The 14,924-nt window shown below is 64.2% G+C and carries 15 protein-coding genes; 2 read left to right on the top strand and 13 right to left on the bottom strand.

Annotation, left to right across the window (positions count from 1 at the left end; translation table 11 throughout):
- Positions 1-366: 366 nt before the first annotated feature.
- Positions 367-1,857, top strand: coding sequence for a 23S rRNA (uracil(1939)-C(5))-methyltransferase RlmD (gene rlmD, locus PSV26_RS13175; protein ID WP_300571352.1), 1,491 nt, complete (start codon positions 367-369; stop codon positions 1,855-1,857).
- 63 nt (positions 1,858-1,920) lie between these two features.
- Here rlmD and nirK read toward each other — a convergent pair whose 3' ends face one another.
- Positions 1,921-3,411, bottom strand: a complete 1,491-nt coding sequence (nirK, locus tag PSV26_RS13170; protein ID WP_300571350.1) for a copper-containing nitrite reductase — start codon at positions 3,409-3,411, stop codon at positions 1,921-1,923.
- A 343-nt stretch (positions 3,412-3,754) separates the two neighbouring features.
- Entirely contained in the window at positions 3,755-4,444 is a 690-nt protein-coding gene (locus PSV26_RS13165) for a Bax inhibitor-1/YccA family protein (RefSeq protein ID WP_300518959.1), read from the bottom strand.
- A 210-nt stretch (positions 4,445-4,654) separates the two neighbouring features.
- Here PSV26_RS13165 and PSV26_RS13160 point away from each other — a divergent pair, with 210 nt between their 5' ends.
- Positions 4,655-5,062 carry a heme-binding protein gene (locus PSV26_RS13160; protein WP_293592319.1) on the top strand — a complete coding sequence of 136 codons (408 nt, stop codon included), beginning with the start codon at positions 4,655-4,657 and terminating at the stop codon, positions 5,060-5,062.
- A 233-nt stretch (positions 5,063-5,295) separates the two neighbouring features.
- Here the strand turns inward: PSV26_RS13160 and PSV26_RS13155 are convergent, their stop codons facing one another.
- From PSV26_RS13155 to bfr, 11 genes are all read right to left on the bottom strand, one after another.
- A complete protein-coding gene (locus tag PSV26_RS13155) occupies positions 5,296-5,517 on the bottom strand; it encodes a hemin uptake protein HemP (protein ID WP_300518965.1) in 222 nt (73 codons plus the stop codon).
- 194 nt (positions 5,518-5,711) lie between these two features.
- On the bottom strand, positions 5,712-6,125 hold the full coding sequence (locus PSV26_RS13150; RefSeq protein ID WP_300518968.1) for a biopolymer transporter ExbD: 414 nt from the start codon (positions 6,123-6,125) through the stop codon (positions 5,712-5,714).
- 19 nt (positions 6,126-6,144) lie between these two features.
- Positions 6,145-6,858 carry a MotA/TolQ/ExbB proton channel family protein gene (locus PSV26_RS13145; RefSeq protein ID WP_300518971.1) on the bottom strand — a complete coding sequence of 238 codons (714 nt, stop codon included), beginning with the start codon at positions 6,856-6,858 and terminating at the stop codon, positions 6,145-6,147.
- 3 nt (positions 6,859-6,861) lie between these two features.
- Positions 6,862-7,515, bottom strand: a complete 654-nt coding sequence (locus tag PSV26_RS13140) for an energy transducer TonB (protein WP_300571348.1) — start codon at positions 7,513-7,515, stop codon at positions 6,862-6,864.
- A gap of 161 nt (positions 7,516-7,676) precedes the next feature.
- On the bottom strand, positions 7,677-7,934 hold the full coding sequence (locus PSV26_RS13135) for a (2Fe-2S)-binding protein (protein ID WP_300571346.1): 258 nt from the start codon (positions 7,932-7,934) through the stop codon (positions 7,677-7,679).
- Between the two features lie 256 nt (positions 7,935-8,190).
- Positions 8,191-8,907, bottom strand: a complete 717-nt coding sequence (locus PSV26_RS13130) for a Fe2+-dependent dioxygenase (protein ID WP_300518980.1) — start codon at positions 8,905-8,907, stop codon at positions 8,191-8,193.
- 81 nt (positions 8,908-8,988) lie between these two features.
- The gene (locus PSV26_RS13125; RefSeq protein WP_300571344.1) at positions 8,989-11,274 is read right to left on the bottom strand and encodes a TonB-dependent siderophore receptor; all 2,286 of its coding nucleotides are present in this window, start codon (positions 11,272-11,274) and stop codon (positions 8,989-8,991) included.
- Positions 11,275-11,566: 292 nt separating this feature from the next.
- Positions 11,567-11,842, bottom strand: a complete 276-nt coding sequence (locus tag PSV26_RS13120; RefSeq protein ID WP_300571343.1) for a DUF6587 family protein — start codon at positions 11,840-11,842, stop codon at positions 11,567-11,569.
- On the bottom strand, positions 11,839-13,788 hold the full coding sequence (gene feoB / locus PSV26_RS13115) for a ferrous iron transport protein B (RefSeq protein ID WP_300571341.1): 1,950 nt from the start codon (positions 13,786-13,788) through the stop codon (positions 11,839-11,841). Before feoB ends, PSV26_RS13120 begins: the two co-directional genes overlap by 4 nt.
- Positions 13,785-14,081: a FeoA family protein gene (locus PSV26_RS13110; protein ID WP_300571340.1), complete on the bottom strand. Its 297-nt coding sequence runs from the start codon at positions 14,079-14,081 to the stop codon at positions 13,785-13,787. The genes feoB and PSV26_RS13110 overlap by 4 nt, the downstream gene beginning before the upstream one ends.
- A gap of 329 nt (positions 14,082-14,410) precedes the next feature.
- Entirely contained in the window at positions 14,411-14,887 is a 477-nt protein-coding gene (bfr, locus tag PSV26_RS13105; RefSeq protein ID WP_300571338.1) for a bacterioferritin, read from the bottom strand.
- Positions 14,888-14,924 lie beyond the last annotated feature (37 nt).

The following is a 14,924-nucleotide window of genomic DNA, read 5'->3' as shown; positions in this document are numbered from 1 at the left end:
GGACCGCGCCGCCGCGATATCCCCAGGGAGCCCTGCAGTGCAGGGCTCCCTTTTTTTTGCCGTGGCGTCCACGGCCAACCCGAAGCACGGCGGTGGAATCTCATCATGATCATGCATCAAATCGGTTCTCTGCCCTTGTGGGAAGGGCGCAGGCAGCTATCAATCTGGTAGCGTCCCGGTGCGCTGCGTGGTCCCGTCGTCGCTGCGCCCGTGAACTGCCGCCGGCCGATGCCGTGGCCGAAAGCACCGGCGGGCCCGGCCGGGGCATGCGGGCGCCGCCACCTGCGCCTTGCCCTGGAGCCGAAGCCAAGCCTTTCATTGCGTTTGGCGGCTTCTTGCTGCTGTACTGGCCTGAGACAATGGGGCATGTCCAGAAGAAAACACCACCAGCCGCAACACCCGCCCGCACCCGCACAGACCGACTACCCGCCCGATCTGCTCACCATCGAGTCGCTCGACATCGAAGCCCAGGGCATTGCGCACCGGGACGACGGCAAGGTGGTGTTCATCGAAGGCGCCTTGCCCTTCGAGACCGTCAGCGCCAGCGTCTACCGCAAGAAACCGAGTTTTGAAAAAGCCACGTTGATGGCGGTGCTGCGCGAGTCCTCGCAGCGTGTACGGCCCCAGTGCCCGCATTTCGGCCTGCACACCGGCGCCTGTGGCGGCTGCAAGATGCAGCACCTGCATGTGGGCGCCCAGGTGGCCGTCAAGCAGCGGGTGCTGGAGGACAACCTCTGGCACATCGGCAAACTCAAGGCCGGCAACATCCTCCGGCCGATTGAAGGGCCGGCGTGGAACTACCGCTACCGGGCCAGGCTGTCGGTGCGTTATGTGCGGAAAAAAGGCGAGGTGCTGGTCGGGTTTCACGAGCGCAAAAGCGGCTATGTGGCCGACATGCGCGAGTGCCACGTGTTGCCCCGGCATGTCAGCGACCTGCTGCTGCCGCTGCGCGCGCTGATCGCGGGCATGGATGCCAGGGAAACCCTGCCGCAGATCGAGCTGGCCTGCGGCGACACGGTGACGGCCATGGTGCTGCGCCACATGGAGCCGCTGTCGGGGGGCGACCTGGCGAAGCTGCGTGCCTTTGCGCTGGCCCATCCCGGCCTGCAGTGGTGGCTGCAGCCCGGCGGGCTGGAAACCGTGCATCTGCTGGATGAAGGTGGGCCACAACTCAGCTATGGCCTGCCCGACTACGGCATCACCATGCCCTTCAAACCGACCGACTTCACCCAGGTCAACCCGCACATCAACCAGGTGCTGGTGTCGCGCGCGTTGCGCCTGCTCGGCGTGCAGGCGCACGAGCGCGTGATCGACTGGTTTTGCGGCCTCGGCAATTTCACCTTGCCGCTGGCCACCCAGGCGCGCGAGGTGCTGGGCATCGAGGGCAGCGAGGTGCTGGTTGCCCGTTCGCGCGAGAATTACGAATCAAACAAGGCCTCCGCCCAGAAGGGGCGGGCGCTGGCAGCTACTAAATTTGTAGCGCGCAACCTGTTCGAGATGACACCCGGCATGCTCGTGAAGGACGGCGCTGCCGACAAGTGGCTGGTTGACCCGCCGCGCGAAGGCGCGTTCGAGCTGTTCAAGGCCCTGGCTGCGCTGCACCAGCAGATCGTCACCGGTGTGCCTTGTGACGACGCCGGCGGGCAGCAAAACCTGCAGATCGGCAACTGGACACCGCCGCAGCGCATCGTGTATGTCAGCTGCAACCCGGCCACGCTGGCGCGTGATGCGGGCGTGCTGGTCAATGACGCGGGTTACCGCTGCACCACGGCCGGCGTGGTCAACATGTTTCCGCACACCGCGCATGTGGAATCGATGGCCGTGTTCGAGCGGCTCCCGGTCGGCGCCGTCCCTTGAGGACATAAAAAAGGCTGTCCGCCATGACAGCGGACAGCCCGGGTCAGGCGGTTGGCCGGCCGCTCAGTGGGTGGCCGCTGCCTTGCCTGGCGTGTGTGCCTTGTAGATGCCTGCATCGGCGGCACCGGCAACTTCCAGCGTGCCGACCAGTCCCTTGCCGGCCCGCGACAGGGCGTGGTCCACCAGCAGGTAGCTGCCCGGGTAGTCCACCTTGAACTCGACAATGGTGGCACCGCCCGGCGCAACCAGCGTGGTCTGCACGTCACGCTTGACCGAACTCACAGAGCCTTCGCTGTAGACCTTGTCGAAGATCTCGCCGATCACGTGGAAAGACGAGATCTTGTTCGGGCCACCCACACCAAAGAAGATGCGCACGGTCTCACCCACCGTGGCGGTGAGCTTGTGCTCCTTGGTCAGCGAGCCCACCGCGCCGTTGAAGACGTAGTAGTCGGGCAGCTCGGCCGCCATCTTGTCCAGGTCGAAATCCTGGTGTGTCCTGGCGCCGTGCGGGCGGGTGGTGTACATGTCGCCCTGCATCACGTAGTACTCGCGGTCCACCTTGGCCAGGCCGCCTTCGGGCTCGACCAGAATCATGCCGTACATGCCGGCCGAGATGTGCTGCGGCACCAGTGGCGTGGCGCAGTGGTACACAAACAGCCCGGCGTTCAGCGCCTTGAAGGTGATGGTTTTTTCCTGGCCGGGGCCGACCTGGGTGTGTTCGCCGCCACCGTGACCGCCGGTCACCGCATGCAGGTCGATGGAATGAATCATCTTGCTGTCCCGGGCATTGGCCAGGGTCAGCTCGATGGTGTCGCCGATGCGGGCGCGCAGCATGGGACCGGGCACCTTGCGGTCAAAGGTCCAGTAGGTGAAGCTGGTGCCGTCGTCAAGCTTGCCGGCCAGTTCCACGGTTTCCAGGCGGTACTTCAGGTGCTGCGGGGCACGTGCGCCTATGGGGGTGGGCACGGCCGCCGGGTCCATCGCCACACTCACGGCGGCCGCATCGGCGGGCCGCACAGCGGGCGCGGTGTACAGCTCGGCGCCGGGCCCACCGCTTGTCCTGGCTGCGGCCTTTGGTGCCGCCCCGGCGATGCCGGTGCCGGCGACCTCGAACACGCCTTCCATGCCGATCTGGCGGTGGCCCGCGATGGTGCAGTAGTAGGCAAATTTGCCGGCCTGCGTGACGGTGAAACGCAGGGTGGTGGGGCCGCTGGCGGCGTCGAATTTCTGCGACTGGACCTTCAGCTCCGGAATCGCGATGTCGTGCTGTGCTCCTTCGCCACTTTTGAGGTGGATCTCCACCGTGTCGCCCACATTGGCGCGCAGCAGCGGGTTGGCTTGGCCGCGGTCGTCGATGAACACCATCTTGCCGTTGACGATGCCGGTTTCAAGCGTGTACTTCCTGACGGCGCTTCTGGCCTGCTCAGTGGCCGGAGCGGGCGATGCGCCGTTCTGGGTCGCTGCGGCCGGCGCCGCCGCGGCGCCCAGACTGGCCAGCGCGAGGGCGGCAGCGAGGGCCAGGAGCGAAAAATTCCTTGAATGAGGGGTACGCATACAAACAACCTTCTTTCTACTTTGAAGGCATCCGGATCTCTGTTGTCCGGGTGCCTGCATGCAGTGTAGTTAGAAGATGGATTTAATGTACATCTTTATAAGGGTTAACGCGAACTCTGTTGATCCAGCGCAAGCTGAGCTGGCCGGGGGTTTTTAGTCAAATATGACGTTGCCCCTTTTGGGAATGGGAGTGTTTGCTATGTAATCCATAGCGTTCCGGGATCGCCCGAGTCATGGGTTTGCAGGCTTGTCGCCGGGACGCGCCGGCTGGCGCGGGGTCGTCGCGACGAGACAGTCCATGAAAAAAGGGCCCGAAGGCCCTTTTTCCGGAACGGGAACAAGCTCAGTCGCGCTCGCCACCCATGATGCCCAGCAGGGCCAGCAGGGCCTGGAACACGTTGAACAGGTCCAGGTACAGGGCCAGTGTGGCGCTGATGTAGTTGGTCTCGCCGCCATCGAGGATCTGCTTGAGGTCATACAGCATGTAGGCGCTGAAGATGCCGATCACGGCGACCGAGATCGCCATCATGCCGGCGGTGGAGCCGACAAACACATTGATGATGGCACCCACCATCACGACCAGGGCGCCGACAAACAGCCATTTGCCCATGCCGGAGATGTCGCGCTTGATGACGCTGGCCAGGGTGGCCATGACAAAAAACACGCCGGCGGTGCCGCCCATGGCGGTCATGATCAGCTCGCTGCCGTTCTTGAAGCCGAGAATCATGCCGATCATGCGCGAGAGCATCAGGCCCATGAAGAATGTGAAGGCCAGCAGAACCGGCACGCCGGCGGCAGAGTTCTTGGTCTTCTCAATGGCGTACATGAAGCCGAAGGCGCCACCGAGGAAAACGACCAGGCCCAGCCCGCCGCTCAGGGAGGCGGTGATGCCCGTGGCCACGCCCACCCAGGCGCCCAGCACCGTGGGGAGCAGGCTCAGTGCCAGCAGCCAGTAAGTGTTGCGCAGGACCCGGTTGCGTTGCTCGGCAGAGCCAACGTAGCCATGGTCCAGGGTTTGAACATTGTCATTCATAGGGTCTTCTCCAGTAGAGGCCTGCATATGCGGGCAATTTCATTTTAGGGGACGGCGGCAGTTTTCAAGGATTAACCCTGTGGACTGCCTACTATTTGTCAGGGTTCTATAAGTTTTCAGGTTGGCAATGGGACCCGGAACTGCCCGCAAAGTTGCGTATGCTTGACGTTTTACCCAAACAAAACCTGGAAACCTGGAAACCTGGAAACCATGAAATCAAAAACAGTGCTGGAATTTTCCGATGTGCAGGCCATCGCCGCTGCCGCCGCCGCAGAAGCAACAAAAAACAGCTGGGCGGTGACGATTGCCATTGTGGACGACGGCGGCCACCTGCTGCACCTGCAGCGCCTGGACGGAGCCGCGCCCATTTCCGCCCACATTGCGCCCGCCAAGGCCCACACGGCGGCCATGGGCCGGCGCGAGAGCAAGATTTACGAAGACATGATCAACGGGGGACGTTTCTCCTTCCTGAGCGCGCCGGATCTCAAGGGCCTGCTCGAAGGCGGCGTCCCCATCCTGAAGGACGGCCAGTGCCTGGGCGCGGTCGGTGTCAGCGGCGTGAAGTCCAGTGAAGACGCGCAGATCGCGCGTGCCGGCATGGCCGCCATCGGTTTGTAACGACCGTTGGTCAAATGGAGAATGCTATCTAATTGGTAGCTGGCTGCGCCCGTCGGAAAAGGGCTGGAGCCTGTTTTCAACAAAAAAGCCGACCCCGGGGTCGGCTTTTTGCATGGTGTATGGCGAAAAAAAGCCTGGCTAATGCAACTGCCCGAAAGGCGGGTGGCTGGCTGGCAAAAACGACCTGTGGGACCGTTGCCGGCCCCGGATCGTCCCACGATGAAACTTGTCGGCTACTTGGTCAGGATCAGCTTGCCCAGACGGGTGGCCTGCAGGCGGTAGGTCGAGCCGTTGTGCACGATGTCCACGGCCTTCTGGCCGCGCAGCAACTCGTTGCTGTTCACGGCGCAAGCGGCTGCGCTGTGGACGGGCGCTGCGGATGGGGTGGCTTGCGCGTGGTCGTTGCGGTGAGACGGCAGGCTCGGGGTGGCGGAGGCAGGCTGTGCAGGGGACATGGGAGTGGACCCGGGTGGGTCTGATGGGTGGTCGTTACCGTAATGATAACTATTCTCAATTAAAAGTCAAGCGACTGCCCGATTTTTTCGGGAAAAATACGCCGTTGGACTTGTTGAAGAACGCGGGCAGCAGGCAGCAAAATGCCCGGGATGGTGAAGCCCCAGGTCATGCGGGCGGGCGCAGGCACCAGCCGTCAGGGCTGGACCGGTTCGGTGATGAAGCCGATCTTGCGCAGCCCGGCCTGCTGCGCCGCCGCCATGGCCTGGGCCACCCGTTCGTAACGCACCGCCTTGTCGCCGCGGATGTGCAACTCGGGTTGCGGTTCCTTCGCCGCCGCCGCCTGGAAGCTGGGCGCCAGCGCCGCATCCTCGATCCTGGCCTCGTTGAGGTAGTAGGCGCCGTCGGCATCGACCGTGAGCCGCACCGTCTCGGGCTTGACGTTCTGCACCTCGTTGGTGGCGCGCGGCAAATCGATGTTGACCGCGTGTTTCATCACCGGTACGGTGATGATGAAGATGATCAGGAGCACCAGCATCACGTCGACCAGCGGCGTCATGTTGATCTCGTTCATCACCTCGTCGGTGTCGTCCTGGGTTCCGAAGGCCATGTTGCGTGCTCCCTGTGCGTCAGGCTTTTTTCATGGGCACGACATTGGCGGGGCCGCTGCTGGTGACGCGCGCGCCGGTCACGAAGTAGGCGTGCAGGTCGTGGCCAAAACGGTTGAGCTTGTGCAGCACACCCTTGTTGCCGCGCACCAGCGCGTTGTAGCCAAGCACGGCCGGAATGGCGACGGCCAGGCCCAGCGCGGTCATGATCAGCGACTCGCCGATCGGACCGGCCACCTTGTCGATGGTTGCCTGGCCGGCCGTTCCGATGGCCAGCAGCGCGTGGTAGATGCCCCAGACCGTGCCGAACAGGCCGATGAAGGGCGCGGTGGAACCGACCGAGGCCAGGACGGCCAGGCCCGATTGCAGGCGCGAGGTGAACTCGTCGATGGTGTTGCGCAGGCTGCGCGTGACCCAGTCACTGACGTCCAGCGCATCGTGCAGGTGCGCCCGGGTGTTGCGGTGGTGGGCGGTGGCTTCCCGACCTTCGATGGCCAGCTGGCGAAATGGGTTGGCCGGGTCGTTGCCCAGCCTGGCCAGGCCGGCGGCGAAGTCTTCGCTGTGCCAGAAGTCTTCGGCGCTGCGGGCAATCTTCTTGTACTTCAGCACGTCCAGCGTCTTGATGATGATGACCATCCAGGAGGCCAGCGACATGCCGATCAGCAGCAGCGCCACCGCCCGGGTGATGAAGTCGCCCTGCGTCCAGACGTTCATCAGGCCAAATTGTGAATTCATGAGTTACTCCAGAACAAAATTAATCGGGGCTTTGAGCAGGAACTGGGTGTCGTCATTGACACCCGCCCGCCGGAAAGGGGTGACCTGTGAGGCCATCACGGCTTCGCGTGCGGCACGGTCCAGGCGCTCGAAGCCGCTGGACTTGAAGACTTCGGCACGTCTGGCGTGGCCCGAGGTGCTGTAGTAAACGGCAATGATCACCACGCCGGCTTCGCCGCTGCGTTTGCTCAGGGTCGGGTAGACCGGACGCGGCGGCCGGATGTACTCGGTTTCGCCCTGCGTGATTTCCACCAGACGCGCCGGGGCGGGCGGGGCGGGAGGCGCCGGGGCAGGCGCCACCGGGGCCAACACCACGGGTGCAGGCGGCTGCGGTTCAATCACGCCGGTGGGCGCATTGGGCGCCGGCGCGGGGTCGCGAATGGCCATGGGCATGGGGGGCGGCGGCAGCTTGACTGTTTTGGGTGCGGGCCTGGGGGGCGGCGGCGGTGGCGCCACCTTGGGTGGCTCGATTTCGATGATGCGCGTCAGCAGTTCGGCCGGCACCACCTGTTCCACCGCCCGGCGCAGCAGGCCGTTCTGCAACGCCCACAACGCAGCCACGTGGAAGATGACCACGCTGGCGGCAATAACGATGTTGCGGCTGATCGGCAATCGCACGGGGCTTGTCGGAAGTGCAGGGGTGTTGGAGCCCGAAATGGCGGGAGCGTTCATCGGAAGTCTAGCGGATGCGAAGGGAGGAACGCGTGTGCGGGAACCAGGCGGGCAGAAGGGAGCGCACTAACGGCGGAAGATCCACCAGAGCGGGCTGATCGTCAGGATCAGGCTGCCGGCGAGGCTTGCAAAGAGGGTGAAAGAGGATTCCACGAGCTGCCTTCCAGAGAGGAGTCGGCGAGCTTGATGTTGGCCGTGGGACAGGTGGCGCTGCATTGCGCCACCACGTCCCGCGCACACCCTTCACACTGACCGCATTGCGTGGCGACGCCGAGTTCGAACTGGATCTCGTCAAAGCCCATGCCCGCGCGGGCGTGGCGGGCAATTTCGCGGTCGGAGATTCGGCGGCAGACGCAGACGATCATGGGATTGGCTTGCTGGTTGATGGAGGAAAATTTCAGGATTTGGAGTTATTATAAATACGAATCGATCGCATTTGCAATCATTATCTTTTTTATCCCCACTGTGCGCTGGCATTCTTCAGGAAAAGCAGCCCAAAGGCGTGGTCACCCCTGTAGGAAGGGCGTCAGTTGCTATCCATAGAGAGGCAACCGGGAAGCGGGAAAAAGGGGAAAAAGAGAAAAGGAGAAAAGGAGAAAGGAGAAAGGGAGGGCAAGGCGTTCAGACCTCGGCCCACATCCTCAACAGGTTGTGGTAACAGCCGGTCAGGCGCACGACCTCCGGGCTTTCGGCCGCCCCCGCGGGCTTGTCCGCTGCCTGCTGCAACTGCTTCTGCCGCAGGGCCGTGATGGCCATGTCCATGTCGTACAGCAGGCGGCGCTGGGCGTCCTGCCGGACCATGCTCTCGATCCAGAAAAAGCAGGCCAGGCGCTCGCCGCGCGTGACCGGTTCCACGCGGTGCACCGAGCTGCCCGGGTACATCACGAGGTCGCCCGCCTCGAACTTGATGCGCTGCTCGCCATAGGTGTCCTGCACCACCAGTTCGCCGCCGTCGTAGCTGGCCGGGTCGCTGAGAAACAGTGTGCAGGAGATGTCGGTGCGCACATGCCGCGCGCTGGCGGCATGGGTACGCACGGCGTTGTCGATGTGGTCGCCGAAGTAGTTGCTCTCGCCGCCATAACGGTTGAACAGCGGAGGGTAGACCGATTTGGGCAGGGCCCCGGTCACAAACATCGGGTTGCGCGCGAGCGCCACCGACACCATCTGCCGCGCCTGCTGCGCGGCGGGCAAGGCTTCGGGCAACTGGCGGTTGTTCTTGACACTGGCGCTCTGGCTGCCGGCCGTGACGCGGCCATCGGTCCAGTCGGCGGCAAGAATGAGTTGGCGGATCTGTGCAAGTTCATCCGGCTGGAGGGCTTGAGGAATGCGAAGCAGCATGGCAGTGATTTCCAGAAGGCATCGGGCGGCCCACCGATGGCGAACCGCCCGAAGTTTAAGCGCCCATGAATGGTGCGGCGCTCAGAATTTGCTTGTCAGCGTGACACGCACCGCGCGGGCGTCGCCCGGTGCCGCGAAACCTCGGTACAGGGTGTTGTAGTAGACCTTGTCAAACAGGTTGTCGATGTTGAGCTTGATCGTGTTGCCGGCGTTGACGCGGTACTCGACCAGGGCGTCGGCCTTGACGTAGCCGGGCGCCCGGTTGCCGGTGGTCACGCTGTTGGCGGGTTTGTTCTGGCTCACGGCGGTAAAGCCCCCGCCCACGCGCCACTTGCTGTCCAGGCGGTAAGTGGTGAACAGGTTGGCCTGGCGGCTCGGGCTCAGGCCCGGGTTCTGGCCCACTTCAGCCTGGCCCGCGGCGTTCGAGCCGGACTTGTCGATCACGGCCTTCAGAAAACCGATGCCCGCAAACACATCCCACTGCGGCGTGATGCGGCCGGCGATCTCGAACTCCAGCGCATCCGTGTGGCGCTGGCCCGAGAGCAGGTAGGAGTTGTTGGCGGTGTCGATGTCGGTGTTGCGCTCGTTGTATTTGTCTGTGCGGGCCAGTGCGGTGCGCAGCGACAGGTCGCCGCCATAGAGCTCCCATTTCGCACCGATTTCCATGTTGCGGCTGCTTTCGGGCGGCGTGTTGGCGGAGCGCGGGTCGTACTGGTAAAGATCGCCCGAGGTGTTGAACGAGGTGCCCCACGCGGCGTAGTAGCTGGCTTCCTCGGTGGGCTGGTACATCAGGCCCAGGCGCTTGCTCAGCAGGCTGTCCGAGCGGGACAGCGCGGTGTTGTTGGGAGCCGTGTTGCCCGAGCGGTCGAAGTTCCCCTGGAACTGGTCCACACGCAGGCCGCCCACCAGCTTCCACTGGGGTGTCAGTTCAATCGTGTCCTGCACGTACAGGCCCAGCGTGCTTGCCTTGAAGGACGTGGCCACGCGCTCACTTAGGTTGCCGCTGATGCCGGTGCTGCCCGGGTTGCCGGCGGTGGTGGGCGGTTTGGCCGTGACCAGCGACGGATAGGTCGAGCGGCTGGAATTCTCCACTGCGTATTCCGCACCGAGCAGGATGCTGTTCTTGCGGCCGAACCAGGAGGTGGTGGTCAGGTAGTCGCTTTGCAGGAAGGTGTGGTGCTCTTCTCCGGCCTTGGCGTTGGTACGACGGTTCACCACGGTGGCGTCATTGATGTTGGCCGCCGTGGTGCCGGCCGCGAAGCTCGACTGCGTGGCCCACATGGAGCGCGAATAGTAGCCGTCGCGCACGGTCGTCTTCAGGCTGCTGCCGTCGCTCCAGCGATGGGTGTGCGACAGCGTCAGCGCATCGGCCTTGTCCTTCTGGAAGTCACTGTCCAGGCCGTACCAGTAGCGGTTGGTGGGCGCCGGGGCCGGACGGTTCTCGAGCCAGGCAAAGCCCCAGTCGGGCTTGTCGTTGTAGTTCAGGTGGTAGTAGCTGATCTCGAACTCGTTGGCCGTGCCTATGCCGAAACGGTAGTCCAGCGCCAGACCGCGGCGATGGGTGGAGGCGCCGGCGTTGTCGCCGCGGCCCTCGCCGTCGGTGGCCATGGCGTTGATGCGCAGGGCAGCGTCGCCTTCGAGCTTGAAATTGAAGTCGCCCTGGTAGCGCTGGTAGCCATCGGTGCCGACCGTGGCATTGACCTCGTGCTCGGTGATCATGCGCGCCTGCTTGCTGACCTGGTTGATCACGCCGCCGGTGGAGCCGCGGCCGAACAGCATGGACGCCGCGCCGCGCAGCACTTCCACGCGGTCCACGTTGAAGAGATCGCGGTTGTACTGCGCGATGTCGCGCATGCCGTCCTGGTAGATGTCGCCGGCCGCGCTGAAGCCGCGCAGGCGGATGTTGTCGCCGACGCGCCCGCCTTCACCGGCCTCGAAGGTGATGCCGACGACGTTCTCCAGTGCACCCTTGAAGCTGTCCTTGCCCTGGTCGTGGATCAGTTTTTCGTTGACCACGGTCAGTGATTGCGGAATGTCCTTGGCGGGCACCGGCACCTTGCCGACGCTGGTGATTCCGCTCTGGTAGGTTTGCGCGGCTCGGTCGCGCGGGGCGATCACGGTCACCGGGGCCAGGGTGTTGTCGCTGGCCGATGTGGCCGCCGGGGCATCCGTGGCGCCGCCTGGCGGGGTCTGGGCCCAGCCGGCCATGGACACCGCGAGCATCAGCGCGCCCAGGGGCAGTACCGCTTTTTCGGACGATGGCAACGCGCTGTAGCCAGGCGCGACGGGCGCGAAAGCCGCAAGGGCGCGGCCACGGGATGGTTTGCTGCGCGCAGCGCGCGTCTTGGGATGGGAAAGATGTGCCAAGTGGCCTCCAGGCAGGGTCCCGCCGGATCGGCGTGGAATGGTTGAGTCGTTGGCTTGGCTGGGCTCGGCAGTTCCTGGCGGATGCGAGCTGGCTGGCTGGTCAGGTGTCGCAGCGAGTGTATATCAAATGATAATGATTCGTAATAACTTGCAAGCAAAAAAGCCTGTTTTGTTTACCCCCGACACGCAGGCGTGGCGAACAGGGAACAGGGAACAGGGAACAGGAAAGGAGGTCGCCTGACTTTGCCGGGCCTGGCGAGGGCGCCGAAAGCTCCGGCGCGCAGGGGTTTTTTCAGCGACGCCGAACCAGCTGGATCTTGTGTTCCTGCGCGACCGGCGCCGCCCTGGAGGCATTGCTGCTGCAACTGCCGCAGCCCGAGCCGCAACCGGACGGCTGCTGCATCAGCGCCCGCAGGCGTGCGGACGCCTGCAGGCGCGGGAAGCGGGACATCAGCGCTGCGGCCCCGTGCCGCTTCAGGGCGGCGGGCAGCAGGCGCCAGAGGGAATAGGCGGTGCACAGCGCGACCACGGCATACACCAGCAGAGTTTGCAGCAGCGCGGCCGTCATGTCGTCAGCGCCAGCGCGACGCGGTAGGTGACAAACGAGGCGGCGTAAGCCAGCGCGAACAGGTAGGCGGCCATCAGCAAGGGGTAGCGCCAGGAGTTGGTTTCACGCTTGACCACGGCCAGGGTCGAGATGCACTGCGGCGCAAACACATACCAGGCCAGCAGCGAGTAAGCCGTGGCGGTGGACCAGCTCCGGGCGATCAGGGGGCTGAGGGCCGCGGCGGCGTCGTCACCCGAGGCCGACAGCGAATAGACGGTGCCAAGGGCGCCGACCGCCACTTCACGCGCGGCCATGCCCGGCACCAGCGCGATCGAGATCTGCCAGTTGAAACCGATGGGTGCAAACACCACCTCGAGCGCCTTGCCGATCATGCCGGCGAAGCTGTACTGGATGGCCGCGCCGGTCGCGCCTTCCGGCGGGCCGGGGAAGGTGGACAGAAACCACAACACCACCATCAGTGAAAAAATGATGGTGCCGACGCGGTGCATGAAAATTTCGACCCGTTGCCACAGGCCCAGCAGCAGGTTGCGCAGGTTCGGCACGCGGTAGGGGGGCAACTCCAGCATCAGCGGCTGGTAGCTGCTTTTGGACCAGGTGCGCTTGAAGACCCAGGCCACCGCCATGGCCGACACAATGCCCAGAACGTAAAGCCCAAACAGCGTCAGGCCCTGCAGGTTGAAGAAGCCCACCTTGCTGTCGGGAATGAAGGCGCCTATGAGCAGCGCGTACAGCGGCAGCCGGGCCGAGCAGGTCATCAGCGGCGCGATCATGATGGTGGCCAGCCGGTCGCGCCAGTGCGGGATGGTGCGTGTGGCCATGATGCCGGGAATCGCGCAGGCAAAACTCGACAGCAGCGGAATGAAGGCGCGACCCGACAGCCCGACCTTGCCCATGAGGTTGTCGAGCAGGAAAGCGGCGCGCGGCAAATAGCCCGAGTCTTCCAGCAGCAGGATGAAGAAAAACAGAATAATGATCTGCGGCAGGAACACCAACACGCCGCCGACACCGGCGACGATGCCATCGACCAGCAGGCTTTGCAGCAGGCCGGGCCGCACATGACCCTGCACAAAAGAGCCGACCGCTGCGACGGCTTCCTTGATCAGGTCCATCGGCAGGTTGGCCCAGGCAAACACCGCCTGGAAAATCAGGAACAGCACCGTGGCCAGCAGCAGCAGACCGGCCACCGCGTGCATCACGACCGCGTCAATACGGTGGTTGAAACGCTTGACCTGTCCGGCGTTGGGCACCGCGGCGGCCAGGATGGCCCTGACCTGCACCTGCAGGGCGGCCATGTCCGGCACGCCATCCGCTCCTGTTTTGATAGCTGCTGGCGAAGGCGGGGATTGGGCTGGAGGCGTAAAAGACTCACTATTTTGCGCTGCAAAGGCTGTCTGGGCGGCCTGCAGCAGGGCCTCACGCCCGCTCGCGCCGGCCTTGCCGCGCCAGGCGGCAAACCAGGGGTTGTGCACCGCGACGGTTTCCACCACCGGCATGCCGAGTTCGGCCGACAGCCGGGCGATGTCGATCTGCAGGCCGCGGGCACGCGCCACGTCCATCATGTTGAGCGCCAGCACCATGGGCCGGCCCAAGGCGCGCAGCTGCAGCACCAGACGCAGGTTCATGCGCAAATTGGTCGCATCGACCACCGCGATGATGCCGTCCGGCCGTTGCTCTCCCTCGCGCAGGCCCATCACCACGTCGTGGGTGACGGCTTCGTCGGCGGTGGCCGGGCTCAGGCTGTAGGCACCCGGCAGGTCCATCACGGCCAGTTCGCGGCCGTCCGGCAGGCGGGCGCGGCCTTCCTTGCGCTCAACCGTCACACCGGCGTAATTGGCGACTTTCTGGCGCGCGCCGGTCAGCAGGTTGAAGAGGGCGGTCTTGCCGCAGTTCGGGTTGCCGACCAGGGCGATGCGCAGCGGGCCGGCAGAGGTGGTGGCAGCGTTCATGCGGGCACTTTGACCTGGATGCAGCTCGCCTCATGGCGGCGCAGCGCAAACACGGTGTCGCCGACCTGGACCGCCAGCGGCTCGCGCCCGCCCGGGCCGCGCTGCAGCACGCTGATGGTTTCGCCCACCATGAAGCCGAGCTCGCCCAGCCGTTGCAACACGCCGGCAAAGGCCTCACCGCCCTGGCTCGCCAGACCGGCGATGGTGGTCACCCGGTGAACGGGCAGATCCACCAGGCACAGTGTGCCGGGGTCGGATGCTGCGGCCGGGGAAAGCGGAGCGACAGGTGTCATAAGGCGGAAAGCGGCGGGGGAAGGGTGAGCGGGGTCATCCGGCAAGTACGCCATTCTTTATGAGAATCATTACTATTTGTATTGTATGCCTTCCCGCGCCGGACCGGAGGGCGCCGGGCGATCTGCGCGGCAAGTGCGTGGCGCAGGAAAATTGCTATGAATTGAATAGCTGGTTCCGCCTTACCGACGGGCGCTACAAGCTATTTTTCCCTGAGAATGAAGGGTGGTGGGGGTGCTGAACGCCCGGCTGGCCTGACTGCAGTACGGTGGCCGGCGGGCGAAAAAAAGCGGGGACTTGCCCCGCCTGGATTTTCCGGCTCCGGGCCGCGTCAGCTCAGCTCACCCATCTGGCTTTGCAGGTAGTTCTGCAGCCCGACTTTGGCCACCAGTTCGATCTGGGTTTCCAGGAAGTCGATGTGTTCTTCGGTGTCGTCGAGGATGCCCTGCAGCAAATCGCGCGAGACGTAATCACGCACGCTTTCGCAATGCGCGATGCCGTCCTTGATCGTTGCCTGGGCGCCAGTTTCGGCCTTCAGGTCGCAGTTGAGCGCTTCCGGCACGTCCTCGCCGATCATCAGCTTGCCGAGGTCCTGCAGGTTGGGCAGGCCGTCGAGCATGAAAATGCGGTCCATCAGTTTGTCGGCGTGTTTCATCTCGCCGATGGACTCCTCGTATTCCTTCTTCGCGAGCTTGTCCAGGCCCCAGTGCTTGTACATGCGGTAGTGCACGAAGTACTGGTTGATGGCGGTCAGCTCGTTCTTGAGCTGGGCCTGCAGGTGGGTGATGACTTGCGCGTCGCCTTTCATGGCATTTCCTTTTTGTTTCGGTGGTCGATGCTGCATT

Origin of the sequence: Polaromonas sp., from assembly GCF_029945685.1 — a bacterium.
In the GTDB taxonomy this organism is placed as follows: Bacteria; Pseudomonadota; Gammaproteobacteria; order Burkholderiales; family Burkholderiaceae_C; genus Polaromonas.
The sequence above is the reverse complement of the archived record's forward strand: the minus strand, read 5'-3'. Positions and strand labels throughout refer to the sequence as shown.

Coding starts and splice junctions, on each gene's coding strand:
- PSV26_RS13160 (WP_293592319.1), top strand. CDS start 4,655: ATGAAATCAAAAACAGTGCTGGAATTTTCCGATGTGCAGGCCATCGCC.
- feoB (WP_300571341.1), bottom strand. CDS start 13,788: ATGAACGCTGCCACCACCTCTGCCGGCCCGCTGCGCATCGCCCTGGTC.
- PSV26_RS13165 (WP_300518959.1), bottom strand. CDS start 4,444: ATGAATGACAATGTTCAAACCCTGGACCATGGCTACGTTGGCTCTGCC.
- PSV26_RS13150 (WP_300518968.1), bottom strand. CDS start 6,125: ATGGCCTTCGGAACCCAGGACGACACCGACGAGGTGATGAACGAGATC.
- PSV26_RS13155 (WP_300518965.1), bottom strand. CDS start 5,517: ATGTCCCCTGCACAGCCTGCCTCCGCCACCCCGAGCCTGCCGTCTCAC.
- PSV26_RS13145 (WP_300518971.1), bottom strand. CDS start 6,858: ATGAATTCACAATTTGGCCTGATGAACGTCTGGACGCAGGGCGACTTC.
- PSV26_RS13110 (WP_300571340.1), bottom strand. CDS start 14,081: ATGACACCTGTCGCTCCGCTTTCCCCGGCCGCAGCATCCGACCCCGGC.
- bfr (WP_300571338.1), bottom strand. CDS start 14,887: ATGAAAGGCGACGCGCAAGTCATCACCCACCTGCAGGCCCAGCTCAAG.
- rlmD (WP_300571352.1), top strand. CDS start 367: ATGTCCAGAAGAAAACACCACCAGCCGCAACACCCGCCCGCACCCGCA.
- PSV26_RS13135 (WP_300571346.1), bottom strand. CDS start 7,934: ATGATCGTCTGCGTCTGCCGCCGAATCTCCGACCGCGAAATTGCCCGC.
- PSV26_RS13120 (WP_300571343.1), bottom strand. CDS start 11,842: ATGACGGCCGCGCTGCTGCAAACTCTGCTGGTGTATGCCGTGGTCGCG.
- PSV26_RS13130 (WP_300518980.1), bottom strand. CDS start 8,907: ATGCTGCTTCGCATTCCTCAAGCCCTCCAGCCGGATGAACTTGCACAG.
- nirK (WP_300571350.1), bottom strand. CDS start 3,411: ATGCGTACCCCTCATTCAAGGAATTTTTCGCTCCTGGCCCTCGCTGCC.